Origin of the sequence: Mucilaginibacter sp. PAMB04168 (assembly GCF_039634365.2) — a bacterium.
Classification (GTDB): domain Bacteria; phylum Bacteroidota; class Bacteroidia; order Sphingobacteriales; family Sphingobacteriaceae; genus Mucilaginibacter.
The window spans coordinates 1,409,185-1,435,789 of the sequence record NZ_CP155079.2 but is presented as its reverse complement, the minus strand read 5'-3'; the positions used below and the strand labels follow the sequence as shown (position 1 = coordinate 1,435,789).

Below are 26,605 nucleotides of genomic sequence, written 5' to 3'. Positions count from 1 at the left end.
ACAGGCTGTTATTGCTTATGTAAGTATTACGTACCATTATGCAAACCAAGCAATACCCATTTTACCTTCAGGCCACGGTTATACTATTCGGGCTTATTCTATTTGTTTATGTGTTATCAACCCTGGCCGATATACTGATACCGCTGGCTTTTGCAGCTTTTATTGCCATATTACTGAACCGGCTCGTTAACCGCCTGCAAAAGATAGGTGTGCCCCGGGTACTGTCTATTGTTATATCGATGCTCATTGCCATCGTATTTATTGGCGGTATATTTTATTTTCTTTCAGCACAATTAGCCTCATTCGGTTCCACTGTACCGGCTATGAAGAGTAAGTTTTCGCAAGTAGTTACTGATGTTCAAAAATTCATCTTTCAGCATTTTGGTGTGGATACCCAGCGGCAGGGAAAGTTTATTAAAGATACCGTTAATAACAGTAAGGCCCTGGTTGGCCAAACCATCAACACGGTTTTAGGTACTTTAAGCTTGGTGTTCCTTATTCCGGTTTATGTGTTCCTTATGCTATTGTACAAAACTTTAATCATCAACTTCCTCTTCGAAGTATTTTCGGAAGAAAACTCTGCGAGGGTAGCCGAAATTTTGCAAGAAACCAAGGCAGCCATTCAAAGCTATATTGTAGGCCTGCTAACCGAAACTTTAATTGTGGCCATCCTTAACTCTGCTGCTCTTTTAATACTCGGGGTTCCTTATGCCATATTGTTGGGCGTAATAGGCGCTTTGCTGAATATGCTACCTTACATTGGCGGCTTAATTGCCATAGCTTTACCTATTTTAATGGCTACTGTAACTAAAGACGGCTATACCACACAGTTGCTGGTGATAGCCGCCTATCTTTTCATTCAGTTTATTGATAACAATATATTGGTCCCTAAAATCGTTTCGTCGAAAGTTCAGATCAATGCATTAATATCCATTATCATTGTTTTACTGGGTGGCGCATTATGGGGCATATCGGGTATGTTTTTGTCGATACCTTTTATTGCAGTACTCAAAATCGTATTCGACCGTATAGACGACCTGAAACCCTGGGGTAAACTATTGGGCGATAACGTACCTACCCGAAATATAGGGCAGATATGGCTACGTCGCAGGCAACGGGTAAGTACCCCGGCACAATAAAAGTCAATAGGAAAACTGGGGTGTTCAATTAAACTGTTGGCATAACACGGTTGAACACCCTGAAGATGCAGAACCCGTCTTTTTATACTTAACAACGATCAACTCACTGACGCAACCTTATTACTGAGCGCTAGAACCTTGAATCAGCGGGTATTGAAAGCCCAACAAAAGTCGAACACTTGTTTGAGCAGCATCAACGCAGCAAGAGATCATCACTGCAAGGCGTTATCTGAATTTAAGTACCACTGTTTTGCCTGATACACCTTCCAACAATGGCTTAAAGATAGTCTGCGCACTTTCGCGGGCTTTGCCGGTGATGTTCATTTCGCGGGCATTATCGCCCAGCCGCTTTTCGGCAAGTTTGTAAATATCTTCTATCATGGCCTTGGTGGTACTTGGCAGTATCACTCCACTTACGTCATATACTTTTGATCGTTGATGATCCAGCTTAGTATAGCAAATTTCGGGCTGTGGCAAAACTACTGTAATGCGGTTGCCCGAGCTGTCGCGGGTAATATCCTGCTTGCGCACTTTGGTTAAATCAATACAGGCGGTCACCTCCCCTACAGCTACAAACAGCACCCGCTCATCAGGCAGCAGGGTATGTATCTGCTTTTTTTCGAGCACATCTTTCATACTGTACTTAACCAGTTCAAGCTTACCCATGCTGGTTATCTTTTCTACCATTACATCTTCGGTCACTTCGGTACGTACGGCCGTAAACTGGTGCTTCATGTAAAAAAACAGGAAGATAAGAAAGCCAATGATGACAAGTGAGGCGATCAAAGTAAGGGGCGTTCTGGAACGGGTCATGATTTGAATGGATTTGCTATTACTGTAAAGCCTTTTTAGTGCGATATTGTTTAGACCCCACGCAACCAACATAGTTTAAACTACCTAATAATAGTTACATAGCCCGATAGTACTGGCTCACCCGCCTTTGGATCTATAACGTAATTAATAAACCCCATCCGGCAGTGAGCTGTGTTAACAGGCATTAACCAAATTACTTTGTCAACATCATAATTTTGCAGGTCAGTATACGATATATTAGGCGCTTGGGCGTGTGCACCAACAGAAAAGATAAAAGATATAATTAAATATAATGACCACACAACCATGTTGCCGGGCATGCTGCTTCTGAAGCGATGGAGTCAGTGAGTGATTGCCTTGATTTAAACAAACTCAGATAGCTATAAAGCTCTGGGACGCTTATAAACAACCATGCCGGATAAAGACCAAACTTTACCCGGCATGGCTAGATTATAAAGGTCAGTATGACCTATATATGCTTTTACGTGTTATTAAACGCCGTAAATTACATTGAGCGTAAAAGGCACGCTTAACGCTTTTGATATTATACAGTTCTTTTTGGCATCTTCAGCAACAGCCTTAAACTGCTCTTCAGATACGCCTTCGATAGTACCGGCTTTGAGTTCAAGATGAATTCCGGTTATGCTCAGGGCAGCCATATCTAAATCAAGCACGGCGGCGGTATCTAAATTACCCGGGGTAAAACCTTGCTGAGTTAAAGCAGCGCCAACGGCCATAGTAAAGCAACCGGCATGTGCGGCTGCAATCAACTCCTCGGGGTTGGTGCCTACACCTTGCTCAAAACGGGTTTTAAAAGAGTACTGTGTTTGATTTAAAGTAGTGCTTTGGGTGGTTAAGTGGCCACTGCCATCTTTTAAGGTACCATTCCAGTGGGCGGTTGCTGTGCGTTTCATGTTTTAAGTAGTTATGGGTTAAAAATTAGTTCTCATAAAAATCAATGCCATTTGGCGCGCTCATACTGCACTGGCCATTTTACGCTTTCTCCTAACTCATGTGCAGCCCTCAATGCAAAATGCGGGTCGCGCAGCATTTCGCGGGCAAAGAGCACTAAATCGGCTTGTTCTTTTTGTATAATATCGTTGGCCTGTTGTGCCGTGGTAATTAAACCTACAGCACCGGTTAGTATACCGGCTTCGCGTTTTACCTGTTCTGCAAATTGCACCTGGTACCCAGGTTTAACTGGTATGCTTGCTTTGGCTACGTTACCGCCGGTTGAGCAATCAATCAAATCTACACCTTTTTCTTTTAAAATTACAGCCAGCTTCACCGAATCCTCAGCCGTCCAGCCACCTTCTGCCCAGTCGGTTGCCGAGATGCGTACGAACAAAGGATAATCTTTCGGCCAAACTTCCTGTACCGTTTCCGTAACTTCCAGTAACAGCCGTATGCGATTCTCAAACGAGCCGCCATACTCATCGATACGCTGGTTGCTTAACGGTGAGTAAAACTGGTGCAAAAGGTAACCATGTGCAGCATGTAATTCGGCCACTTTAAATCCAGCTTCAACGGCACGCAGGGTTGCCGCTTTAAAATCGGCCTTTACTTTTTCAATACCTGCTTTATCCAATTCCACAGGCGCTTCTTCCCCATCAGTAAACGGCAGGGCGCTTGGAGCTACGGTTAACCATCCATTTGCCTGATCGCTTGGTATTTGCTTACCGCCGGTCCAGGGTTCGCTATGGCTGGCTTTGCGGCCGGCATGTGCAAGTTGTACACCGGCTACACAGCCTTGCTGTTCTATAAAATCTATGATTTGTTTAAGGCGGCTTATGTGCTCATCTTTCCATATGCCTAAATCAGCAAAGGTGATGCGACCCTCGGCCGATACAGCCGTTGCTTCGGTAATAATTAACCCGGCACCACCTGTGGCCATGCTGCCCAAATGTACCAGGTGCCAGTCGTTAGCAAAGCCATCCTCACTGGAGTACTCGCACATGGGCGATACAGTTATACGGTTTTTAAGCTCTACGCTTTTAATTTTTAGAGGTGTGAATAACGTTTTCATTGTAACCCAAATGTATAGCAATAACCCACGCAACAAATTAGTGTTTGAACAGATATACCAATACTTGAAATTGAAATGATAATATAGCCGAACAATTACATAAGCTTTACAGTTGATAAATCATGAGCATTAAAACGCAATACGTTAGTTTGAACATAGCCAATGGTAGCAGCATGCTGGCCTACACCGCCAAACCATATACCACTAGCGCCGGTACACCGGCCATTATTGTTTTACAGGAGGCGTTTGGCGTAAATGGCCATATACGTAAAGTAACTGAACGCTTTGCACAAGAAGGCTACATAGCCATAGCGCCCGAGCTGTTTCACCGTACAGGCCCCGAAAAATTTGAGGGCAGCTATGACAACTTTCCGGCCGTAATGCCGCACATGCAGGCACTAACGCCCGAAGGACTAACAGCCGACTTACAGGCCGCTTACCAATGGCTTACCCAACAGCCGATTGACCAAGATAAGATTTACAGCGTAGGTTATTGCCTGGGCGGGCGCGTATCGTTTTTAGCCAACGCCATATTGCCGCTTAAAGCTGGCGTATCCTACTACGGGGGTGGCGTAGATCAGTTGGCCGACAAAGCGCCAGACCTGCACGGCCGTCATCTGTTTTTTTGGGGCGGCAAAGACCAGCACATCAAGCCCGAAAACATCCAAAATATAATACAAGCGGTAGAAAACGCCGGCAAGGATTATGTGAACGTAAAGTTCTCCTACGCCGACCATGGTTTTAACTGCGATGAACGTGCCAGCTACAACGAAGCCGCATCAAAAGAAGCATGGGCGCTCACGCTGGCTTTTTTGAAGAATAATTAGTTATAATAGATAGACCTGTCATTTCCAGTGTTAATGAGAATCTTTCAGATGCGATTAATTTGTTTTCGAAAAGACCTCTCCCTGCTCTTTGAGGTGACATAACTAAATTAGGATAAATATAGGGCCCTCCTTACTGGTGGGTTTCGGAGGGACGGCAATTGAGCACATATACTACATTAATAATCCTTAGCGGATTAGTCATTTTTTCGTACCTATTCGACCTCATTGCCGGTAAAACCAAAATACCGTCGGTGTTACTGTTGCTCTTTCTGGGTGTGGGCATCAGGCAGGGGTTAGATTATTTTAATATTAAACTGTTTGATCTTTCAACCATATTACCAACCCTCGGCACCCTAGGATTAATACTTATTGTTTTTGAAGGTGCACTGGAGCTAAAGTATTCGCCGGCTAAAAATTCGGTTATTAAAAGATCCTTTTTTTCGGCATTAATTATTCTGTTGGTTACCACCTTCAGTATCTCCTGGCTGCTTTATGAGCTAAGCGGGGGCGATTATTACCGATGCTTTGTAAACGCTATACCGTTCTGCGTAGTAAGCTCAGCCATTGCTATACCTTCGGCATCCAGCATCAGCAAGCATAAAAAGGAATTCATTATTTACGAATCGTCTTTTTCAGACATTCTTACAGTAGTGCTGTTCAACTTCATGCTCAGCAATCAACATATTAATGTAGGGTCGTTTGCCAAACTTGGGGCCGAATTGGCTACCATAATGGCTTTTGCGCTTGGCGCTTGTTTGCTCCTGCTTTACCTTATTGGCCGCATTACGCACCACGTTAAGTTTTTTTTGATTATTGCGCTGCTCATCCTGGTTTATGCCATTGGCCAATCATACCATTTATCCTCACTTATTATTGTATTGGCACTTGGGCTATTCCTTAACAATGCCGACCAGATACGCCTGCCCTGGTTTCGAAAATATTTTATTTACCATGGTCTAAGTATCGACCTAAAACAACTACTGCAACTTTCAGCCGAGAGCGCTTTTCTGATGCGAACGTTCTTCTTCGTTATATTTGGCTTTACAATGGACGTTTACCAATTGCAAAAGTGGTCGGTACTTATTATAGGCGGCCTTATCCTGGTAGCTATTTATTTAATCCGTTTTCTGTATATAAAGCTGGTATCCAAAACCGACCTGATGCCCGAATTGGTAATTGTTCCGCGCGGATTGATCAGCGTACTACTCTATTATAACCTGCCCCCTGCCCTGCGCCTCCCTGGTGTAGAAACGGGTCTGCTTTTCGTAGTTATTTTGGCCACTAGCATAATCATGAGTATTGGCCTGTTTGCCTATAACCGAAGGGTGGGTAAAACTGAGTTTGAAAATGTTTAATTGTTAAGTCGAGTACACAACACGTTCAAGCTTATTTGGGATGGGTGCGTTAAAAAACTACTTAACTACCCGACCAATCAACTACTCACTAAACTTATTATCTTCGCCTCATGGCCACTAACCAAGCTAAACAACGAATTGAGACCTTAACAGCTGAGCTTAAACAACATAATTACAACTATTATGTGCTGGCCCAGCCTACTATATCCGATTATGATTTTGACCAGTTGTTGAAGGAACTTACCAAACTGGAAAAAGAATTCCCTGAATATGCCGATCCGGAATCGCCCACACAACGGGTAGGCGGAGAAGTAACCAAAGAATTCAAAACGGTAAAACACCGCTGGCCTATGCTCTCATTAGGCAATACCTATAATGAGCAGGAACTGCTGGATTTTGACCAACGCGTACGTAAAGCCATAGGCGATAATTTTGAATATGTAGTGGAGCTAAAGTTTGATGGCCTGAGCATGAGCATGGCCTACGAACAAGGCAAGCTTGTACGTGCCGTTACGCGTGGCAACGGTGTAGAAGGCGATGACGTTACCACCAATGTGCGCACTATACACAGCGTACCTAAAAAACTGGCGCCGGGTCACTATCCCGACTTTTTTGAGATACGCGGCGAGGTACTGATGCACCGCAAGGCATTTGAACGGCTTAATAATGAGCGTATAGAAAAAGGCGAAATAGCTTATGCCAACCCACGTAACTTCGCCTCGGGTACCATGAAATTGCAAGATTCGGCCGAGGTGGCCCGGCGTCCGCTGGATTGCTTTTTGTATTTTTTGTATACCGAAAAGCCATTGTTTAAAACCCACTGGGATAGCCTGCAAGCTGTTAAAAGCTGGGGCTTTCATGTAAGTGAACACACCCGTTTATGCAAAGGCATGGATGAAGTACTGGCTTTTATAAACGAGTGGGAACAAAAACGCTTTGACCTGAGCTTTGATATTGATGGCATTGTAATTAAAGTGAACAATTATGCACAGCAGGAAGAACTGGGCTTTACTGCCAAAGTACCACGGTGGGCCATATCCTATAAATACAAGGCCGAACAGGTAGAAACCCTGTTAGAAAGAGTAGCCTACAACGTAGGCCGTACGGGTGCGGTTACACCTGTAGCCAACTTAAAACCGGTATTACTGGCCGGCACAACCGTAAAACGTGCCACCTTGCACAATGCCAACGAGATACTACGGCTTGATTTACACGAGGGCGATTCGGTATATGTGGAGAAAGGCGGAGAGATTATACCCAAAATCATCAGCGTAAACCCTAATAAACGCAACCCCGATGCTAAGCCGATAGCTTACATTACCAACTGTCCATCGTGCAATACACCGCTGGAACGCAAGGAAGGCGAAGCGGCATTTTATTGTCCTAATGACGAAGGTTGCCCGCCCCAGATTGTAAGCAAGATGCAGCACTTTGTGGGCCGCCGGGCCATGGATATAGACGGACTGGGGGATGAAACCATTGAGACCTTATATCAGCATGGTTTTCTTTCCCACATCAGCGATATTTACGAACTGCATTTGCAGGCCGACTCGCTGAAGAAGATGGACCGTTTTGGCGAAAGATCAATCACAAACATGCTGGCGGGTATCGAAAAATCAAAAGAAATGCCTTTTGAGAAAGTACTGTTTGGCTTAGGCATACGCTATGTAGGTGAAACGGTAGCACGCAAACTGGTAGCCCACTTTAAAACCATTGAACGCTTGCAAGCCGCCACCCTGGAGGAGCTAATTGCTGTGGAAGAAATTGGCGAACGCATTGCCCAAAGCCTGGTTGAATACATGGGCGGCGAGGTACACCAACAGGAATTGCAAAAACTCAAAACGCTGGGCCTGCAATTTGCAGCGGAAGAAAAAGAAGTAACGCTGCAAAGCGAAAAGCTCTCTGGCCAAACCTTCATCATATCGGGTGTATTTGAAAAATACTCGCGCGATGATCTCAAAGAAATGATTGAGCAAAACGGCGGCAAAATACTCAGCAGCATATCGGCCAAACTTAACTACCTGGTAGCCGGCGATAACATGGGCCCTGCTAAACTTGAGAAAGCAAACAAGCTCAATATTCCGATTATAAGCGATGATGAGCTATTGAAAATGATTGAGTAGACGTATGAAGAATGTGAAGTGACTTTGAGTGGTTTTGAAATAGTAAGTACCAGGGCTATTCCATTGGTAAAAGCAGCCGGATCTCCTTGTATAAGACTCAGACCCGAATCTGGGCAAGCCGAAATACGCAGCGTTAACTTTAACACATTTTAACAAGGCACATCAACGAATTTTCGCATCTTTAGGGCACACCCCTAATCATAATGAAAAGTACCTTATCACTGCTCGCCTTTCTATTGTTATGCGTTAACGCACTGGCCCAAACTTTTACGCTGAGTGGAACGGTTAAAGATAATACCGGCCAGCCCATACCGTTTGCTACAGTAGTCATTAAAAATACAAGCAAAGGCTCACCGGCCAATAGTGATGGGCAGTATACCCTTACATTGCCTACCGGCAACTATGATTTATTGTTTAAGGCTATTGGCTACCGGCAAGAAACACGTCAGGTTAGTTTAAAAGCAAACCAAACTATTGATATCCAGTTACAACCCGAAGCTTACCAGCTGCAAAACGTAGTGGTAAAAGCCGGCGCCGAAGATCCGGCCTATGGCATTATTCGCAAGGCTATTCGCAAGCGCAAAACTTACCAAAACGAAGTTAAGTCATATACATGTGATACTTACATCAAAGGCTTACAGCGACTATTAGCCGCGCCCAAAAAATTTATGGGACGCAATGTTGATGACTTTGCCAAGCAAATGGGGCTCGACTCAAACCGTAAAGGTATTTTGTACTTGTCCGAGTCTGAATCTAAACTGAGTTACCTGCGGCCTAATCAGTATCATGAGGAAATGGTCTCCTCCAAAGTATCGGGCAGTAACAGAGCGTTCAGCTTCAACCGCGCATCAGATCTGAGCGTAAACTTTTATGATAACCTGCAAAACTGGGAAGGGTTGAGCAACCGGCCACTCGTATCGCCCATTGCTGATAATGCCTTATCGTTTTACAATTATAAATATATGGGTGAAACGGTCGAAAATGGCGAAACTATTAACCGTATACAAGTAACACCAAAGCGCCGTTACGAGCCTGCTTTTGAAGGCTATATTTATATTATAGAAGACAGTTGGCGTATTCACAGTATTGATGTGTTCCTGACCAAATCATCGGGCATTAACTTGCTGGATACTATTACGGTTAAGCAGCAATTTATTCCCGTGGAAAAACAAGCATGGATGCCATCGTCAGTAAAATTCGAATTCAGGGGAGGATTTTTCGGGTTTAAGTTTGGCGGTTATTATGTGGCTGTATATAAAAATTACGACATCGATCCACCATTTAATAAGAAAACCTTTGCCGAAGTAATGAAAGTAACGGCCGGGGTTAACAAAAAGGATTCGACCTACTGGCAGCAGGCGCGGCCCATACCCTTAACTGACGAAGAAAAGACAGACTATCAAAAGAAAGCTGTACTGGCCCAAAAGCGCGAATCAAAGCCTTATCTGGACTCATTAGATCGTAAGTTTAACAAGGTATCTGTTCCACGTTTCTTATTGTCGGGTATAAACATACGCAACCGTTACCAAAAAACATATTTTAGCACTCAAGGGATTCTCGGTTCCATGTTGTATAATACGGTTGAAGGCTTTGCCATAAATTACGGCGCTACCTACACACGGCAGATTGATAGCTTAAATAACAAGTACCTGCGCCTCGGCGGCCGCATACGCTATGGCTTTAGTAACCATTTGCTGCATGGAAGTGTTAATGCCGTTATACCGGTTAAAAGCTTCACCATTGGCGTTAACGTAGGTTCGGATGTGGTGGATTTGAACAACATGGAGCCATTAACACCATCTATCAGTACATTTTCCAGTCTGTTTTACCGCAATAACTTTCAGAAACTGTATGATAAGCATTTTGCTGCGATCAGCGTGTCGCACCGGCTGGCTGGCGGGCTAACAGCAACGGCCAGCGCCGAGTATGCCGACAGGCGCTGGCTGGATAACACATCGTTTTACAGCTTTTTTTACCGCGACAGGCAATACACATCCAACAACCCGTTTGTGCCAGCAATGGAAGGGGTGCCACTGTTCGAACGAAATCAGTCGTTTAAAATCGGCGCCAGGCTAAGCTATAATTTTAGCAACCGCTATGTCACCTATCCAACCGGGCGTTATTATTTGCCGTCCGAATACCCTACATTAACACTTAATTATACTAAGGGCTTAAAAAACGTGCTGGGTTCTGATGTAGATTTCGACCTGCTATCGGCCAGCTTAACTAAACAGGATATTAATTTAGGATTGTATGGCAAGCTGTCATTTTATGTTGCCGCAGGCAAATTTTCAAATAACAACAGGTTGTATTACATCGATTACAAGCATTTTTTGGGTACGCAAACCAGAGTATTTGATAATTCGGTTAACTCATTTCTATTGCTCGATTTTTACCGCAATAGCACGCCGAACCAATATGCAGAAGGCCATATAGAACAAAACTTTGGCGGCATTGTGCTGAGTAAAATACCGCTTATACGCAAGTTAAAGTTACAGGAATTGGTACAGGTAAATTACCTGCATACACCGGCACTCAAAAACTATACAGAAGTAGGCTTGGGAGTAAGATATTTGAACTTTACATTTATGTACGGCCGCACATTAAATGGAGGTGGACGCGAATCATCGGCGTTCCGTTTTGGTGTTAAATTATAGCATGCAGTTTAACAGGGTACCGGCTGCCGGTTTATGAAACATTTACAGAATGTTATGATTTAAGTAGCTATGAAAACGCTATCTTAGCACCCCTTTTAATAATATAGATGGAAATGTTTCACGGAACCGGAGTAGCTATGGTAACTCCGTTTGATGCCAATGGCCAGGTTGATTACGCAGGCCTTGAAAATTTAATTGATTACCTAGTTGAGGGTGGTATTAACTACCTGGTATCATTAGGTACAACCGGCGAGAGCGCCACTTTAAATAAGGAAGAGAAGAAGAAGATATGGGCTTTTACGGCCGAAAAAGTTAATAAACGTGTAAACCTGGTAGCCGGCATTGGCGGCAATAACACCCATGAAGTTGTTGAAGCCGTGAAGGAGTTTGATACCAATGGCTATGACGCTATCTTGTCTGCAAGTCCTTACTACAACAAACCTACTCAGGAAGGCATATACCAACACTACAAGGCCATTGCCGAAAGCGCTGCGCTGCCTATTATACTTTACAACGTGCCCGGTCGTACGGGCAGCAACGTAAGTGCCGAAACAACCGTTAGGTTAGCCAATGATTTCAAGAACATTATAGGCACAAAAGAAGCGTCGGGCAACTTTGATCAGTTTAACCAGATCATGCGCGATAAGCCGGCAGATTTTCTGTTCATATCAGGCGATGACCCGGTAACCCTGCCAATGATGGCGATGGGTGCGGTAGGCTTAATATCGGTTATAGGCAATGCTTTACCCAAACAACTGTCGACCATGGTTAATACCTGTTTAAGCGGCAACTTTAAAGCAGCACAACAAGGACACTACGAACTTATTGAGTTTACCCGCCTAATGTTTGCCGATGGAAGCCCGGGCGGTATTAAAACGGCCTTAAAACAGTTAGGGGTTTGCGGCGATGCACTTCGCTTACCATTGGTACAAGTAAGTGAACCTGTTGCAAATAAAATTGCCGCCGAACTAAAGAGTATTGTGGGGTAAGTAGTCTCCCGCTTTCAACATCAAACAAAAAAGCCTGCTAAGCAGGCTTTTTTGTTTGATGTAAACGTTTGTATAAACCGGCAAACATACCCGTGCTGATCTTGTAAACAAAATAATAAACATAAAAAAAGCCGGCTTGTGAGCCAGCTCTTTTTATACTTTACTAAGTAAAGACTCCGCTTATTTTTCAGCTTTGTTTTTTGACTCTTGAACCTCAAGACGGATAGCTTGCGCTAAGTTCTTCAGGTCTTGCATTCCTTTACGTACGCGGGTACCAGCAGCGCTGTTGCCTTTGTTGTAAAATTTGTCAGCATCGCCTTCTAATGATGCAATAAGTTCTTTTACTTCGTTAAATTTTTCCATTTTGAATTACTCCTTTAAAGATTGAGGTTAATTGTTTTATCTAAGGCTAATCTAAAGCGTTTTTTCGAATAAAAAAATATCTAAACCCCAAAAAGTGCGTTTAAAGCACTTTTTAAGCACTTTTTAATTTAAGCAGCCACTTTGGTTGAATTCTATTATCAATAGCATCCAATAAATTCGAAATTGGTAACAATACAATCCATTAATTGAAAAGTTTTCACGTATTTGGTACCATTTTAACGTCAGCATGAAGCTAAAATTACACAATTGAGGTTTGCAAAGGCGTACCTGCTAAATAAGTAAGCAGTTAGCAGTAACAAAAAAAGCCTTGCATGTATGGCAAGGCTTTTTTATTACTATAGTAATTTAATCAGGCAATCGCCATAGAATCTTCTTTGTATACCCCTTCTTTTAGCTTTTGTGCTACTTCACTGTAAGCATCAAGCGTGCGCTGCACATCTTCTAACGAATGCGTTGCAGTGGGGATAAGCCGGAGCACGATCAGTCCTTTTGGAATAACCGGATATACGACGATTGAACAGAATATACCGTAGTTCTCACGCAAATCGCGGGTGAGGCTTGTGGCTTCCAATAACTCACCTTTCAAAAATACCGGTGTTACCATCGTATTGGTGTTGCCAATATCAAATCCACGTTCTTTTAAGCCGGCTTGCAAAGTATGGGCAATAGTCCAAAGCTTTTCGCGCAGTTCGGGTTTTGATTTAAGCAGTTCGAAACGCTTTTGTAAACCAATAACCATAGGCATAGGTAATGCTTTAGCAAACGTTTGCGAACGCATATTATAGCGCAGGTAAGCAATAATATCTGCTTTGGCTGCCACGAAAGCGCCAATACCGGCCATCGATTTAGCGAAGGTACCAAAGTATACATCCACACCTTCAATACAATCCTGCTCCTCATGTGTACCTGCACCAGTTGGGCCCATGGTACCGAAACCGTGTGCATCGTCAATCAGCAAACGGAAGTTGTATTTATCTTTTAATGCTACAATCTCTTTCAACTTGCCCTGCGCGCCCGACATACCAAAAACACCTTCGGTAATCACCAGTATGCCGCCACCTGTTTGTTCAGTTAGCTTGGTGGCACGCTCCAGTTGCTTTTCAAAGCTTTCGATATCATTATGCTGGTATACATAACGCTTGCCCATGTGCAGGCGTACGCCATCAATAATACAGGCGTGTGATTCGGCATCGTACACTATCACATCATTACGGTCAACCAGTGTATCAATAATAGATACCATGCCCTGGTAACCGTAGTTAAGTAAGAAGCCAGCTTCCATGCCTACAAATTCGGCCAGTCCTTGCTCTAATGATTCGTGCTCTTTGGTATTGCCAGACATCATGCGGGCACCCATCGGGTAAGCCATCCCATAGTCAGCGGCAGCTTGCGCATCAGCTTTACGAACCTCCGGATGATTGGCCAAACCCAGGTAATTGTTCAGGCTCCAAACCAGGTGCTCTTTGCCATTAAAATTCATATGTGCCGATATTTCGCCCTCCAGTTTGGGGAACGAGAAATAACCGTGCGACCATTTCTGGTGCATCCCAATAGGACCACCTAAGTTTTTCGATATCTTGTCAAATAAATCCAAAATGCGTATCTCTAATCGTTAAATATCTACGCAAATATAGTGCTAAAAGTGCAGGGTAGCAATCGTTATAACTTATTATAATAGCTTATAACTAATTACTTGTGTTAAATAGCCATCTTTAATTGGCATTATTGAGATTTGCCATACGTGATTAATTGAATAGTATGATGCTAACACTTGAAAAAACTGTGGCTTAGATAAATACAAAGCATACAGTGTTAACATTAAAAATCTGTATTTTGCTTTAAAGTATCAACACGACCTTATTATGAAAACTCACATTCAGGAAGTATTGCAATTAACCCAACAACATCTGGAGACCATAAGCCAAGAACTTGTAACCGATTTGAATAGTGTGGCCAGAGGCGATTATAGCCTGTACAAACACCACACACCTAACGACATATACCTAATTGATATTGAAATTTTTGCGGACGGATACAGGCCTGTTGTTTACCTTATGGATCAGGATGAAACACAGTTAGGATTTAAACCTCTTTTGGCCAGTTACCCCGACGGAGTGCTGAGTGGCTATGACTATGACCTGGACTATGACAGTTATGATTTAAGCGACCAGGAAATAGATGATTTTTACGAAAAGCAAAAAGACCTGTTTATAAACTGGTTCATACAATGCTGGGCAAAAGTTGACAACTCCGGCTTGACAAAGCCCGTTTACCTAATGATGCATGATGATGCAGAATCATTTGATTTGCGCCGCAATAAATGGGCAAATGATGACGAAAAGTGGGGGTAGCTATTGCAAAGCTGTAGGCTAAAATTGTAAGGCATGGCCGTCGATAGACTGGAAGTTTTTCCAACAACTGTTCCTTTTTGCAGAACAATGCAAAAAGGTACAGTTGTGACCATCACATTCAAAAGCGCTTTTACAGTCGGTAATTAGAAAACCTCGGGCTTTCTTCCGGTCAGTATTAAATCCAAATCTTTAATTCTTGTCTCTTTTCTTTTTCTATAAAATTTATTTACCATGTTTGGGTAAAAGATAATTGCCATAACTGCAGGGAGTACCAGTAAAAACAGGGCTCCTCTTAACAGCCAGTATAAACCTGCACCTTCGCTAAAAAGAATATTATTGTAATAATTGTCATAAGGATTAAAGTGCCCGCCTACTACAGCTGCTAAAAACGCGCGAACTATAAGCATGCCAAACCAAAGCCCTAAGCCAACCAGAGCATATTTTTTAAAAATGGCTGCTCGCAAAGGTGGCTCCATATACTGTTCAACGGGTCTCTCTCCTATTATTTTGCCAGAAATATCGTCCATGTAAACATCATAAAAAGTATCGCCGTACATGCAGGACAGAGACCAGCATGGCAGATAAAAAGCGTTAGCCGCCTCCAACTCGTAGGTTAAGTAATGCTTAAACAAACTTGAATCTTTACCGTATTGGTTGCTTAACTGAACGTATACACTGTTTGCCACACTTAAGTTGCCATAGGTGTTCCAACAGGAATTACGATCAGCAATTTTGTTTAATGTTACGCCGTCAGTTTCAACGTCGTCAAATGGAACAATTAGACTTTTATCGATTGATGTTACAAAGTTACTTATTACGCTTCCATCTTCTTCAGCTTTACCGCCATAAGCGTATATCGAGAATGCTCCGCTTAAAGGCTGGTCGGCCCCATCAACTTTTCCTTTTTTGTTTAATGCATTAAAATGGCCCTTGTATTTCCCTTCGAAATACCATAGTGGAAAATAAGCCTTCTCCAACTCAAAATCGGCAGATAATATATCAGTAGGCGTTTGGTCACCCTCAATTATCCAATGCAATAATTTGCTTTTAACCTCGGTTATGTCTCGCTTAAAGGGAATGCAGCCCGCATTTGAGGTTTTAGAGCCTGCGCTGACTGGCTTTTTACCGGCTTTAATTTTATAAGCATTGCCACAATACTCACACTTGTTGGCATGCGTTGCAAAATTGTAAATAAGCTTAGCGCCGCAGCCAGTACAGTGCAATACTTCTTCAGTTTCCTTAATGTTCATTTATGGTATATCAGCTTTATTACCGACAGACTAACATAAAAAAAAGCCCTTGCTTACGCAAGGGCTTTTTTTTATGCAGATGAATTTCGCTTAGTCTACATTATCGTGCAAAAACGAGTTGTTCTTGCGAATCTCCGGGTTACCGTCGTTTTCAGACAGGGAGAACTTAGAGATAGAGCTTTCGTTAGAAGCCGGTGTTTGCTGCAGCGAAATTTCTTTACGCTTGTAGGCCGGTACGTTTTCCAGCTCCTGGATGTTGCCGTTGCGCAACTTCATGCTCAGGTCCTTCAGTCGCATAATGCGCTCGCGCGATTTACGCAACTGCTCTTCTATAGACTCATTGGTTTTGCTTTCATCAGCGCTTACCATGGGTGCAGGTGTTGGTTCTGGCTCAGGTTGTACCGGGGCTGGCTGTGGCAAAGGCTCAAAGTTCATTACCGTTTCGGTAACTTTAAATACAAGGCCATTTTCTTCTGGTTCCGGAGCTTCTTCAGGCTCCTCATCCATCAGGTTATGGCGTACCACACCTTGCTCCTCTTCGTTATGTGCCAACAAATCAAACAGATTGTTTTGCTTTTGCTGTGACGTAACCACTTTAGCCGTTACATCCTCTTTAACCGAAGGCTTAACAAACTCGTTGACCGGTTTTACCAGTGGTGTATTTTCGGGCATCAGCATGGATACCACCTTTTTGTTGCTTTGCTCTTTCTCGCGCTCGTCTTTGGTTTGGAAACCGGTTGCTATGATGGTAACCGAAATTTTGTTACCCAGGCTTTCGTCTATACAGTTACCCCAAATCAGGTCGGCTGCTAAACCGGCTTCTTCTTGTATGTAATCGGTAATAATGCTCACCTCGTCCATAGTAACCTCCTGCTCAGTACCCGAGCTGATGTTTAACAGGATGTAGCGGGCACCTTCAATCTGGTTATCTTTTAACAACGGTGATGACAGGGCTCCTTCAACCGCACGTGAGGCACGGTTATCACCATCGGCAGCATAACTACCCATGATGGCCACACCGCTATCTTTCATTACGGTACGCACGTCTTTAAAATCAACGTTGATATAGCCGGGGTGTGTAATAATTTCAGCTATGCCTTTGGCGGCAGTAGTTAAAATATCATCAGCCTGAGCAAATGCCGATCCTAAGGTAAGATTACCAAAGATCTGACGCATTTTATCGTTTGAGATCACCAAAAAAGAATCCACATACTTTTTCAGTTCTTCCAAACCCTCTTCGGCCTGCATTTTACGACGCTTACCCTCAAAAGAGAACGGCGTAGTTATGATACCCACGGTTAAAATATCCATTTCGCGGGCTGCTTTTGCAATAATTGGGCTTGCACCTGTACCGGTACCACCACCCATACCTGCGGTAATAAACAGCATTTTGGTATTGCTGCCCAGCATTTGCTTCACATCCTCAATGTTTTCAATAGCCGAGTTTTTACCTACTTCCGGAATTGAACCGGCACCCATACCCTCTGTTAAACTTGCACCTAATTGTACCTTGTTAGGTATAGGGCTAAGCTCAAGCGCCTGCGCATCTGTGTTACAAATTATGAAGTCAACGCCGGTAATACCTTGCTTGTACATGTGGTTTACCGCGTTACCGCCGCCACCGCCAACACCAACAACTTTGATGATTGACGATTTTTCTTTTAACATCTCGAACTGCATGATACTAATTTTCAGGGATATGTGAATCGATGGATATGCTATTTTATGTTATGTAATATTAAGACTTTTTTTGATGATATCTTGTCAACTTTTAACAGTTTATTAATAAAATATCACCTGCTAATTATTTCAAAAAATCCTCGTCTTTAATATCGTCTTTAATGAACTTTTTGCCTGTTTCCAAAATTTTGCCCAGTAAACCAAACTTGCGCTCATCGGTGTATTTGGCTTTTTCAACTTTGGCTGCAGGCAAGGTAACCGCCTGGTTGTTGTACTCCATTTTTTGAATACCTTTTATAAGCAAACCAATACCGGTAGCAAATGTTGGGCTTTGCAGCTCTTCATAAGTACCCTTTGGCAATACTTCATTTTTGGCCAGGTGCTCATTGGGGTAACCAATACGGCAATCTAAACCGGTAACATATTCCACCAGTTGCGATAAGTGCTTTAGCTGTGCACCACCACCGGTTATTACAATACCGGCAATCAGTTTCTTTTCGTAACCAGATGATTTGATTTCGTAGTATACGTGCTCAATAATTTCCTCAATACGGGCCTGGATGATGTACGCCAGGTTTTTTACCGAAATTTCTTTCGCTTCCCTACCGCGCAAACCCGGTACGCATACAATTTCGTTTTCTTTGTTCTCGTCTGCCAGGGCCGAACCAAATCTTACTTTCAGTTGCTCAGCAATATTGCGCATAACAGAACAGCCTTCGCGAATATCCTCGGTGATGCTGTTACCGCCAAAAGGAATAACTGCGGTATGACGAATGATACCTTCGTGAAAAATAGCCACGTCGGTTGTACCACCACCAATATCAACCAGCACTACACCTGCTTCTTTTTCCTCATCGCTCAATACCGATTCTGAAGAGGCCAATGGCTCCAGTATCAGCTCCTGGCTTTCTAACTGTGCTTTGGTTACACATTTTACAATGTTTTTAATTGCGGTAACCTGACCTGATATGATATGGAAATTTGCCTCAAGCCTAACACCCGACATCCCGATCGGATCTTTAATGCCCGGCTCATTATCAACCGTAAATTCCTGTGGTAACACATGAATGATCTCCTCTCCCGGAGGCATCACCAGGTTATACATATCTTCAATCAGCTTGTCAATATCCTTGCGGCCGATTTCTGTATTCAAATCACGACGGGTAATTAAGCCGCGATGCTGTAAGCTTTTAATATGCTGACCGGCAATACCCACGTTTACGATACGAATTTCGACGTTCGATTGTGAGCCTGCCACATCAACTGCTTGCAAAATACCCTGCACGGTTTTATCAATGTTCGATACCATCCCACGGGTTACACCGGCCGATTCTGCCTTGCCAATTCCCAGTACTTCTATCTTTCCGTTTTTGCTCCTGCGCCCAACAATAGCGCATATTTTAGTAGTACCAATATCCAGTCCTACTACTATTGGCGAGCTCTTTTCCTGCGGTATGCTTTTTTCCATAACTAATTCAATTGGGATGATGTATCTTTAAATAACTGCTGTTTCTTAACTAATGAATCTGCCTTGTTAGGCTTTATAACTTTTACTGATGTGCTATCAGTATAACCTTCTGTTTTGATGCCTACCACTTGGTTGGCGTATTTAATGTTGATGACTTTGTATTTATCCCACCCTACCTGTGGCAAGGCCTGTTTATAAAATATTTCCAGGTTATGAAACTTACTGGCCAGCGAGTCGGCATTGCCTAATAGTATCTTATGGTTGCCTACACGGGGTATCAACTCAATCTCGCGGCTTTGGTTTACATAAATTTGCGCTATCTGTGCATTCCAAAGGGTGTCTTTTCTGATAAACGCTACTGTGTTGAAAACGTCCCTGGCCAGCCTGGTTTGCAAGGTATCTATACGATTGGCAAAAAGTTCGTCTATATAACCATTGGCCACTAACACCCTTGCGGTAAAATTGTTAGACAGTGGTATTTTTAAACCATGCTCATCCACATAAAAGTCCTGATCAAACCGGTTCAGGACGCGCAGCACCGGATGGCGTTGCGTTATCTGCACCCTGATCAGTCCATCCATATCGGCAAATACCTTGGCCGATTCGATAAACGGATTAGCCTGCAATTTTTTTTCCAGGGCATGTATATTAATATTCTCCATTTTGCGGCCTACCAGCGTATGGCTGCTTACCTGCAAAATATTGTCTACCTCGTTCTGATCAATAAAGTACTCGTTGCCTGGTATAAATACCCTTACACCGGTACAAACCACTGCTGATTTTTTAATGCTGATGAAACTCATCAGCACAATAAGGCCGGTAATGCTAATTAACCAGCTAAACATAATGCCAATGCGCTTCCAGGGTATTCTATTCCACATATCCAAACGCTTGTTTTAAAGGTTCAACTAATTGGTCAATATCGCCGGCGCCTACCGTCAGCAACAATTGGGGCTGCAGGTCTTGTACGCGTTTTATCACTTCTTGTTTGCTGAGCAGGTGTTTATCTGCCAACTGCATTCGGTTTAAAATGGTATGCGCATCCACACCGTCTATAGGCAGCTCACGAGCCGGGTAAATATCCAGCATCAGCAATTCATCGGTCATATCCAAGGCTTCAGCAAATCCATCGGCAAAATCGCGTGTGCGGGTAAACAGATGCGGCTGGAATACCGTGGTGAGCTTAACATCTGGATATAGTTTTTTAACGGATGCAATACAAGCTTTCAGCTCCTCGGGGTGATGAGCATAGTCATCTATATACACATGCTTCTCTGTTCTTACAATGTACTCGAACCTGCGTTTTACACCTTTAAAAGATGCCAGCGCTGCCTTGATCACATTGCCGGTAACATTTAAATACAAGGCTGCTTGTATGGCCGCAACTGCATTTTCGATATTATGCAAACCCGGTATGCCCATTTCAATATCATTGATGGCAGTATCGCCATTTTGGAAATCGAAATAAAAGCTACCGTTTTGGATACGGATGTTGTGAGCAATGGCATCGGCAGCTTCGGCGCCAATGGTATACGTGGCACGCTCATGGTTTAGCGGCAAGCCTTGTTTAGCTATCAGTTTGCCGCCCGCCTTAATTTGCGAAGCAAACATGCGGAACGAATCGGTAAGCTGCCCATGGTCGCCGTAAATATCCAAATGATCAGCATCCATAGAAGTGATCACGGCAATATCCGGGTACAGGGTCAGGAAGGAGCGGTCATACTCATCCGCCTCAACAACTACCAAATTAGAGCCCCCGTAAAGTACATTACTGTTGTAATTGGTTGCAATACCACCTAAAAATGCCGTACAATCTTTACCGGCTGCGGTAAGGATGTGCGTTATAAGGCTTGAAGTGGTAGTTTTGCCGTGTGTACCCGCTACGGCTACAGTAAACAAGCCTTTGCTAATAATGCCCAGCACCTGTGAGCGCTTGTAAAGCTCAAACCTATTTGCTTTAAAATAATTGAGTATGGCCGAATCTTGAGGAATAGCCGGTGTGAAGATAATTAACGTACCCTGGTTAGGTTCGTCAAACTCGGCAGGCACCAGACTGGCATCATCGGTAAAAATAATGTCCATTCCTTCTGCATTCAAAGCGTCGGTTAATGGTGTTTCGGTTTTATCGTATCCGCATACCATACAGCCCAAATGGTTGAAATACCGGGCAAGGCCACTCATGCCTATCCCCCCGATTCCAACCAGGTAAACGCGTTGTATGTTGCGTAGTTCCATCATTCTTTTATTCCGTACTGTCCTTTCGATTGCTAAGGAGATATCTTTTCTAAGCGATAAGCCTTTATTGTTTGAAAAGATCTCTCACTACCGTTCGAGATGACATTTTTATTTTAGGTTCTTTTATTTATTCTCTTTTATAATATCTATCACGTGCTGCGCAATCACATCATCGGCGCTTGGTAAGGCCAGTTTGCTGATGCTTGCACTTAGCTTAGCCTGCTGCCCGGGATTGCGTAACAACTCCAGTGCGGCCGGTATCAGTTTGGTTTCGGCATTGGTATCGCTAATAAATAAAGCAGCGTTACTTTGTACCAGGGCCATTGCGTTTTTGGTTTGATGATCTTCGGCCACATTGGGCGAAGGCACCAATATAACCGGCTTGCCCACAATACATAACTCCGCAATAGTGCCGGCACCCGCACGCGAAATAATTACATCGGCTGCAGCATAGGCCAAATCCATGCGGTTTAAAAACTCCAGTATGCAAATGTTAGGGTGATAACTTTCGCCCAATTTGCTCATAATACCCTGGTAGTAAACCTTGCCGGTTTGCCAAATAAGCTGCACATCTGCAGCAATAATCTTATCCAAATCGGCCAGCAGACTATGATTGAGGGTACGTGCACCTAAACTACCACCAGTTACCAAGATGGTCTTTTTATTGGGCGACAGTTTAAACTGCGCCATAGCCTCCTCACGCTTGCCCACCGTATCTACCGACTGCTTACGCACAGGATTGCCTGTTTTTACGATTTTGCCAGCCGGAAAAAATTTTTCCATCCCATCAAAGGCAACACATATCTTTTTTGCCTTTTTGCTTAGCCATTTATTGGTAATACCTGCATAAGAGTTTTGCTCTTGTATTAAAGTAGGGATGCCTTTTAATGAGGCCGCGTACAACAGCGGGCCTGAAGCATAACCTCCTACACCTACTGCAGCATCGGGTTTAAAATCGTTTATTATACCAGCCGCTTTGCCAATGCTCGCAATAAGCTTAACCGGAAATAAAATATTGCGCCAAACAGCTTTACGCTGTATGCCCTGTATATCCAGTCCGATAATCTTGTAGCCAGCCGCCGGAACTTTTTCCATCTCCATGCGGCCATTGGCACCTACAAACAATATCTCGGTTGCCGGATTAAGCTTTTTTAATGCATTGGCAATAGCTACCGCCGGAAATATATGCCCGCCAGTACCACCACCACTTATAATGATACGTGGCCCTTGGCTTCCTGAAGAGGGAGTTGGAATAGCGGTATTTTCTGATCCGATCGACATTGTTATATATGCGTTTTATTGTTGTATCTTGATTTCGATTCTTGGCTCTTGTAGTTTAAGCTACTTCCAAAATCTTCCCTACAACTATTTTTTTATTCGCTTCTTTCTCTTTACTTGCTTCATTCTCATCAATATGGCGACTTACAGATAGAATGATACCAAAAGCCACGCTGGTGAATAGTATGGATGTACCACCCATGCTTACCAACGGCAGCGGCACACCGGTTACAGGCCCCAAACCTACGGCTACGGCCATGTTGGCAAAAGCCTGTATGGTTAAGCTAAAACTTAAGCCCGCAGCCAATAAAGCCCCGAAGGCCTTAGGCGCTTTGGTCACTATCTTAATGCATCGGTACAGCAGGAACAGGTATATCAGAATTATGAACAACCCGCCCATTAGTCCATACTCTTCAATAATGGTGGCGTAAATAAAATCCGAATAAGGGTGCGGTAAAAAGTTACGCTCGGTACTGTTACCCGGTCCCTTACCTACAACACCGCCGGTAGCGATAGCTATTTTAGCATGGTCTGACTGGAACGACTTATCATGATCCACCTTTTCGGGGTGCATGAAGGTGTTGATACGTGAGATATAGGTTTTACGACGCGGGCCTAATAAGATTACACCGGTAAGCAATACTGCGCCTGCCAAACATACTACAGCAATTTGCTTTACGCTGATACGACCAATAATCAATAACAGGATGCTTACACCAAAAAGCATCATGGCAGTTGATAAGTTGGCCAGCGCAATTAAGATGAACACTACGCATACCGAACCCATAATGGGAATGAAAGATTGCTTAACGTCCTTTATATTTTCCTGTTTGCGCGACAGTGTACGTGCCAGGTAGGTAATTAAAGCCAGTTTAGCCAAATCGGATGTTTGGAATGTTAATCCGGTACCCGGTATGGCTATCCAACGGCTGGCATCGTTTACGTGGTTACCAAAAATGAGCGTATACAGCAGCAACGGAATGGTAATGGCCATCAGCAATTTAGAGATACCAGCATAATACCGGTAATCCAGCTTGTGCGATATATACATTAGTGCAACCCCGCCAATCATCATAAACATGTGCTTCAGCAGGTACGTTTCATTGGCCTTACCCTGCTTGTAAGCGAGTGTGCCGGTTGAACTGTACACAGCCAGCAATGATATTACTGAAAGTACGATCACAATAAGCCATATCCACCTATCGCCTTTTGTTCTGCTTAATATCCTATGCATCTTCTAAAATATAATTATGCTGATTCTTTTAAATGACCACACATCTTCCCTATCACAATTTTTATTCATTTATACATCTGCACACTCGCCGTAAAAAGCGATTACAGCTCCATTACAGCTTGCTTAAACTGGTTGCCGCGTTCTTCGTAGTTTTTAAACAAATCGAAGCTGGCACAAGCAGGTGAAAGCAACACGGTATCACCTTTAGTAGCCAGTTTATAGGCGGCAGCTACAGCATCTTTAGCCGATGTTGTATCTACAATATTTTTCACCTCATCGGCAAAGGCATCATGTATACGCTGGTTGTTTGTACCCAGGCATACAATAGCTTTTACTTTGCTTTTTACCAGGCTGGTTAATTCGTTATAATCATTCCCTTTGTCTACACCACCTAAAATAAGCACCACCTTGTTATCGGGCATGCTTTCTAACGCATACCAGGTAGAGTTTACATTGGTAGCTTTAGAATCGTTGATGAACCTGATGCCCGATATATCGGCCACGTGCTCTAAACGATGGGGTACACTTTTGAAATCGCCCATGCTCTCACGGATATTGTCATTCCGCAATTCCAGTACTTTCGACACAATCCCGGACGCCATTGAATTGTAGATGTTGTGCTTACCCTGTAAGGCTAATTTGGTGATAGTCATTTGAAGATGGTTGTTTGGTGTATTTATGGTTAGTTCTTCGCCATTGAGGTATGCGCCCAATGGTAATGTTTTGCTTATTGAAAATGGAAGCAGCTGCGCTGCAAACGTGCGTGTTGCCATACCTTTCAAGGTTTCGGCATCATCAGCACAGTAAATAAAGTAATCATCGGCGGTTTGATTTTGCGCAATGCGGAACTTGCTATCGGCATAGTTCTGCAGCTGGTAATCGTACCGGTCCAAGTGATCGGGCGTAATATTGAGCAGCACGGCAATATTTACCCTAAACTTGTACATATCATCGAGCATAAAGCTGCTTAGCTCCAGCACATAGTGGTCAAACTTTTGGGTTGCCACCTGGTAGGCAAAGCTTTTGCCTATGTTACCTGCAAGGCCAACATTTAATCCCGCATTTTTCAGAATGTGATAGGTTAAGCTGCTGGTGGTAGTTTTACCGTTTGAACCAGTGATGCCAATGATGTTGGCATTAGTATACCTACCGGCAAATTCAATTTCGGAAATTACCGGAATTCCTTTTTCGCGCAGCGCCTTAATTAGCGGTGCTTTTTCGGGTATGCCCGGGCTTTTTACCACCTCTGCAGCTTTAAATATCTCCGCTTCGGTATGTTGCTTCTCCTCAAAGCGGATATTCCAGCCTTGCAGTTGTGCTTTATATTGGTCGGCAATGGCACCGAAATCTGAAACAAAAACATCATACCCCTGCTGCTGGGCCAGGTAAGCCGCACCCACGCCGCTTTCGCCAGCGCCAAGCACCACTAGCCTTTTGCCTGTGGCAGTCGCAGTTGTTGATATGTTATTTGGTTCGTTCATTTAGTCTTATCTTGTCGCTTCGCTCTACTCTTATCTCAGCTTCAGTGTAATTACGGTTATAATGGCCAGCATAATACCGATAATCCAAAAACGGGTTACAATTTTAGCTTCATGGAAACCTCTTTTTTGGTAGTGGTGATGCAGCGGTGCCATCAGGAACACCCGGCGCCCTTCGCCAAAGCGCTTTTTGGTGAATTTAAACCAGCTCACCTGCATAATTACCGATGCATTCTCTACCACGAATATGCCGCACAGTAGAGGCAGCATCAGTTCCTTACGAATCAGGATGGCAAACACGGCTATGATACCGCCAATGGCTAAACTGCCCGTATCACCCATAAATACCTGGGCAGGGAACGAGTTATACCATAAAAACCCTACGCATGCCCCTACAAAGGCACCGGCAAAAATCACCAGCTCACCTGTGTTGGGTATATACATAATGTTCAGGTAATCGGCAATGAGCACGTTACCCGATACATAAGCCAGTACTGCCAGTGTTACCCCAATTATAGCCGATGTACCGGTGGCTAAACCATCAATCCCATCAGTAATATTTGCACCGTTTGATACGAACGTGATAATCATAATCACAAAAAACATGAACACCATGAGTGCATAACGCTCGTAATTACCGCCTAAAAACTTGAGCACCTTACCGTAATCAAACTCATTGTTCTTATAAAAGGGAACGGTAGTTTTGGTGGTCTTTACATCCTGAGTATAAACCGGCGTGCCGTTCTTTAAATGATAACTTACCGGTGCGTCATATTTAACTGGCAGCTTTACTTCCTGGCGCATCTTGATGTCAGTATGAAAATACATAGTCCAGCCTACAATGAGGGCCAGGCTCACCTGACCTGTAATTTTGAACCTGCCAGCCAAGCCTTCTTTGTTCTTTTTAAATACTTTTATGTAATCATCTAAAAAGCCAATTGCACCCAGCCAAACTGTAGTAACCAGCATTAGAATGATATATATATTATCCAACCGGGCAAAAAGCAGTGTAGGCACCAGGATACCCAGCAGAATAATAACACCACCCATAGTTGGCGTACCTGCTTTTTGCATTTGTCCTTCCAAACCCAAGTTACGCACGGTTTCGCCAACCTGCTTAAAGCGCAGATAATCGATTAAACGGCGCCCCCAAACGGTAGTAACCACCAGCGATACAATAACCGCCATAGCCATACGGAACGTCAAGTACTGAAACACCCCTGCACCAGGGATATTGTAGTTGCGATCCAGATAGCTAAACAGGTAATAGAGCATGAGTTTTGGTTATTGAGTTGATTGTGTTATTAGTTAATTAAGT

21 protein-coding genes are annotated in these 26,605 nt (G+C 43.5%); 7 read left to right on the top strand and 14 right to left on the bottom strand.

Going from position 1 to position 26,605, the window contains the following annotated elements:
* Positions 1 to 38 precede the first annotated feature (38 nt).
* Positions 39 to 1,139: an AI-2E family transporter gene (locus ABDD94_RS06200; RefSeq protein ID WP_345955118.1), complete on the top strand. Its 1,101-nt coding sequence runs from the start codon at positions 39 to 41 to the stop codon at positions 1,137 to 1,139.
* Positions 1,140 to 1,364: 225 nt separating this feature from the next.
* Here ABDD94_RS06200 and ABDD94_RS06195 read toward each other — a convergent pair whose 3' ends face one another.
* The 3 genes from ABDD94_RS06195 to ABDD94_RS06185 form a co-directional block, all read right to left on the bottom strand.
* Complete coding sequence (locus tag ABDD94_RS06195; RefSeq protein ID WP_345955117.1) at positions 1,365 to 1,952, bottom strand: DUF4230 domain-containing protein; 588 nt, start codon at positions 1,950 to 1,952, stop codon at positions 1,365 to 1,367.
* Between the two features lie 491 nt (positions 1,953 to 2,443).
* Positions 2,444 to 2,866, bottom strand: coding sequence for an OsmC family protein (locus tag ABDD94_RS06190; protein WP_345955116.1), 423 nt, complete (start codon positions 2,864 to 2,866; stop codon positions 2,444 to 2,446).
* Between the two features lie 41 nt (positions 2,867 to 2,907).
* Positions 2,908 to 3,978: an NADH:flavin oxidoreductase/NADH oxidase gene (locus ABDD94_RS06185; protein WP_345955115.1), complete on the bottom strand. Its 1,071-nt coding sequence runs from the start codon at positions 3,976 to 3,978 to the stop codon at positions 2,908 to 2,910.
* Between the two features lie 122 nt (positions 3,979 to 4,100).
* Between ABDD94_RS06185 and ABDD94_RS06180 the strand changes: the two genes are divergently transcribed.
* From ABDD94_RS06180 to dapA, 5 genes are all read left to right on the top strand, one after another.
* Entirely contained in the window at positions 4,101 to 4,805 is a 705-nt protein-coding gene (locus ABDD94_RS06180) for a dienelactone hydrolase family protein (protein WP_345955114.1), read from the top strand.
* Positions 4,806 to 4,963: 158 nt separating this feature from the next.
* A complete protein-coding gene (locus ABDD94_RS06175; RefSeq protein WP_345955113.1) occupies positions 4,964 to 6,160 on the top strand; it encodes a cation:proton antiporter in 1,197 nt (398 codons plus the stop codon).
* Positions 6,161 to 6,270: 110 nt separating this feature from the next.
* The gene (gene ligA, locus ABDD94_RS06170; RefSeq protein WP_345955112.1) at positions 6,271 to 8,283 is read left to right on the top strand and encodes an NAD-dependent DNA ligase LigA; all 2,013 of its coding nucleotides are present in this window, start codon (positions 6,271 to 6,273) and stop codon (positions 8,281 to 8,283) included.
* A gap of 203 nt (positions 8,284 to 8,486) precedes the next feature.
* Positions 8,487 to 10,940, top strand: a complete 2,454-nt coding sequence (locus tag ABDD94_RS06165; RefSeq protein WP_345955111.1) for a DUF5686 and carboxypeptidase regulatory-like domain-containing protein — start codon at positions 8,487 to 8,489, stop codon at positions 10,938 to 10,940.
* A gap of 107 nt (positions 10,941 to 11,047) precedes the next feature.
* On the top strand, positions 11,048 to 11,929 hold the full coding sequence (gene dapA / locus ABDD94_RS06160) for a 4-hydroxy-tetrahydrodipicolinate synthase (protein WP_345955110.1): 882 nt from the start codon (positions 11,048 to 11,050) through the stop codon (positions 11,927 to 11,929).
* Positions 11,930 to 12,109: 180 nt separating this feature from the next.
* Here the strand turns inward: dapA and ABDD94_RS06155 are convergent, their stop codons facing one another.
* Together ABDD94_RS06155 and ABDD94_RS06150 are read right to left on the bottom strand one after the other, a co-directional pair.
* Positions 12,110 to 12,292 (bottom strand): histone H1, encoded by a 183-nt coding sequence (locus tag ABDD94_RS06155; protein WP_345948405.1) that lies wholly within the window; start codon positions 12,290 to 12,292, stop codon positions 12,110 to 12,112.
* 370 nt (positions 12,293 to 12,662) lie between these two features.
* Positions 12,663 to 13,907: an aminotransferase class I/II-fold pyridoxal phosphate-dependent enzyme gene (locus ABDD94_RS06150; RefSeq protein WP_345955109.1), complete on the bottom strand. Its 1,245-nt coding sequence runs from the start codon at positions 13,905 to 13,907 to the stop codon at positions 12,663 to 12,665.
* Positions 13,908 to 14,175: 268 nt separating this feature from the next.
* On the opposite strand from ABDD94_RS06150, the gene ABDD94_RS06145 reads away from it, so the two are divergent.
* Positions 14,176 to 14,664 (top strand): hypothetical protein, encoded by a 489-nt coding sequence (locus tag ABDD94_RS06145; protein ID WP_345955108.1) that lies wholly within the window; start codon positions 14,176 to 14,178, stop codon positions 14,662 to 14,664.
* 143 nt (positions 14,665 to 14,807) lie between these two features.
* On the opposite strand, the gene ABDD94_RS06140 is transcribed toward ABDD94_RS06145, so the two are convergent.
* From ABDD94_RS06140 to mraY, 9 genes are all read right to left on the bottom strand, one after another.
* On the bottom strand, positions 14,808 to 15,914 hold the full coding sequence (locus ABDD94_RS06140; protein ID WP_345955107.1) for a hypothetical protein: 1,107 nt from the start codon (positions 15,912 to 15,914) through the stop codon (positions 14,808 to 14,810).
* Between the two features lie 90 nt (positions 15,915 to 16,004).
* Complete coding sequence (gene ftsZ, locus ABDD94_RS06135; RefSeq protein ID WP_345955106.1) at positions 16,005 to 17,594, bottom strand: cell division protein FtsZ; 1,590 nt, start codon at positions 17,592 to 17,594, stop codon at positions 16,005 to 16,007.
* A 124-nt stretch (positions 17,595 to 17,718) separates the two neighbouring features.
* Positions 17,719 to 19,062, bottom strand: coding sequence for a cell division protein FtsA (gene ftsA, locus ABDD94_RS06130; RefSeq protein ID WP_345955105.1), 1,344 nt, complete (start codon positions 19,060 to 19,062; stop codon positions 17,719 to 17,721).
* Between the two features lie 2 nt (positions 19,063 to 19,064).
* Complete coding sequence (locus ABDD94_RS06125; RefSeq protein ID WP_345955104.1) at positions 19,065 to 19,943, bottom strand: cell division protein FtsQ; 879 nt, start codon at positions 19,941 to 19,943, stop codon at positions 19,065 to 19,067.
* The gene (gene murC / locus ABDD94_RS06120; RefSeq protein ID WP_345955980.1) at positions 19,933 to 21,297 is read right to left on the bottom strand and encodes a UDP-N-acetylmuramate--L-alanine ligase; all 1,365 of its coding nucleotides are present in this window, start codon (positions 21,295 to 21,297) and stop codon (positions 19,933 to 19,935) included. Before murC ends, ABDD94_RS06125 begins: the two co-directional genes overlap by 11 nt.
* Before the next feature lie 123 nt (positions 21,298 to 21,420).
* On the bottom strand, positions 21,421 to 22,578 hold the full coding sequence (gene murG / locus ABDD94_RS06115) for an undecaprenyldiphospho-muramoylpentapeptide beta-N-acetylglucosaminyltransferase (RefSeq protein ID WP_345955103.1): 1,158 nt from the start codon (positions 22,576 to 22,578) through the stop codon (positions 21,421 to 21,423).
* A 55-nt stretch (positions 22,579 to 22,633) separates the two neighbouring features.
* A complete protein-coding gene (locus ABDD94_RS06110; protein ID WP_345948413.1) occupies positions 22,634 to 23,809 on the bottom strand; it encodes a putative peptidoglycan glycosyltransferase FtsW in 1,176 nt (391 codons plus the stop codon).
* Between the two features lie 101 nt (positions 23,810 to 23,910).
* The gene (murD, locus tag ABDD94_RS06105; protein ID WP_345955102.1) at positions 23,911 to 25,290 is read right to left on the bottom strand and encodes a UDP-N-acetylmuramoyl-L-alanine--D-glutamate ligase; all 1,380 of its coding nucleotides are present in this window, start codon (positions 25,288 to 25,290) and stop codon (positions 23,911 to 23,913) included.
* A 30-nt stretch (positions 25,291 to 25,320) separates the two neighbouring features.
* Entirely contained in the window at positions 25,321 to 26,562 is a 1,242-nt protein-coding gene (mraY, locus tag ABDD94_RS06100) for a phospho-N-acetylmuramoyl-pentapeptide-transferase (protein ID WP_345948415.1), read from the bottom strand.
* Between the last annotated feature and the right edge of the window lie 43 nt (positions 26,563 to 26,605).

Excerpts from the sequence above, each read along its gene's own strand:
- ABDD94_RS06125 (WP_345955104.1), bottom strand. The coding sequence starts at position 19,943 with ATGTGGAATAGAATACCCTGGAAGCGCATTGGCATTATGTTTAGCTGG.
- ABDD94_RS06190 (WP_345955116.1), bottom strand. The coding sequence starts at position 2,866 with ATGAAACGCACAGCAACCGCCCACTGGAATGGTACCTTAAAAGATGGC.
- dapA (WP_345955110.1), top strand. The coding sequence starts at position 11,048 with ATGGAAATGTTTCACGGAACCGGAGTAGCTATGGTAACTCCGTTTGAT.
- ABDD94_RS06180 (WP_345955114.1), top strand. The coding sequence starts at position 4,101 with ATGAGCATTAAAACGCAATACGTTAGTTTGAACATAGCCAATGGTAGC.
- ligA (WP_345955112.1), top strand. The coding sequence starts at position 6,271 with ATGGCCACTAACCAAGCTAAACAACGAATTGAGACCTTAACAGCTGAG.
- ABDD94_RS06110 (WP_345948413.1), bottom strand. The coding sequence starts at position 23,809 with ATGCATAGGATATTAAGCAGAACAAAAGGCGATAGGTGGATATGGCTT.
- ABDD94_RS06165 (WP_345955111.1), top strand. The coding sequence starts at position 8,487 with ATGAAAAGTACCTTATCACTGCTCGCCTTTCTATTGTTATGCGTTAAC.
- ABDD94_RS06140 (WP_345955107.1), bottom strand. The coding sequence starts at position 15,914 with ATGAACATTAAGGAAACTGAAGAAGTATTGCACTGTACTGGCTGCGGC.
- mraY (WP_345948415.1), bottom strand. The coding sequence starts at position 26,562 with ATGCTCTATTACCTGTTTAGCTATCTGGATCGCAACTACAATATCCCT.
- ABDD94_RS06155 (WP_345948405.1), bottom strand. The coding sequence starts at position 12,292 with ATGGAAAAATTTAACGAAGTAAAAGAACTTATTGCATCATTAGAAGGC.
- ABDD94_RS06200 (WP_345955118.1), top strand. The coding sequence starts at position 39 with ATGCAAACCAAGCAATACCCATTTTACCTTCAGGCCACGGTTATACTA.
- ABDD94_RS06195 (WP_345955117.1), bottom strand. The coding sequence starts at position 1,952 with ATGACCCGTTCCAGAACGCCCCTTACTTTGATCGCCTCACTTGTCATC.
- ftsA (WP_345955105.1), bottom strand. The coding sequence starts at position 19,062 with ATGGAAAAAAGCATACCGCAGGAAAAGAGCTCGCCAATAGTAGTAGGA.
- murD (WP_345955102.1), bottom strand. The coding sequence starts at position 25,290 with ATGAACGAACCAAATAACATATCAACAACTGCGACTGCCACAGGCAAA.
- murC (WP_345955980.1), bottom strand. The coding sequence starts at position 21,297 with ATGGAACTACGCAACATACAACGCGTTTACCTGGTTGGAATCGGGGGG.
- ABDD94_RS06185 (WP_345955115.1), bottom strand. The coding sequence starts at position 3,978 with ATGAAAACGTTATTCACACCTCTAAAAATTAAAAGCGTAGAGCTTAAA.
- ftsZ (WP_345955106.1), bottom strand. The coding sequence starts at position 17,594 with ATGCAGTTCGAGATGTTAAAAGAAAAATCGTCAATCATCAAAGTTGTT.
- ABDD94_RS06145 (WP_345955108.1), top strand. The coding sequence starts at position 14,176 with ATGAAAACTCACATTCAGGAAGTATTGCAATTAACCCAACAACATCTG.
- murG (WP_345955103.1), bottom strand. The coding sequence starts at position 22,578 with ATGTCGATCGGATCAGAAAATACCGCTATTCCAACTCCCTCTTCAGGA.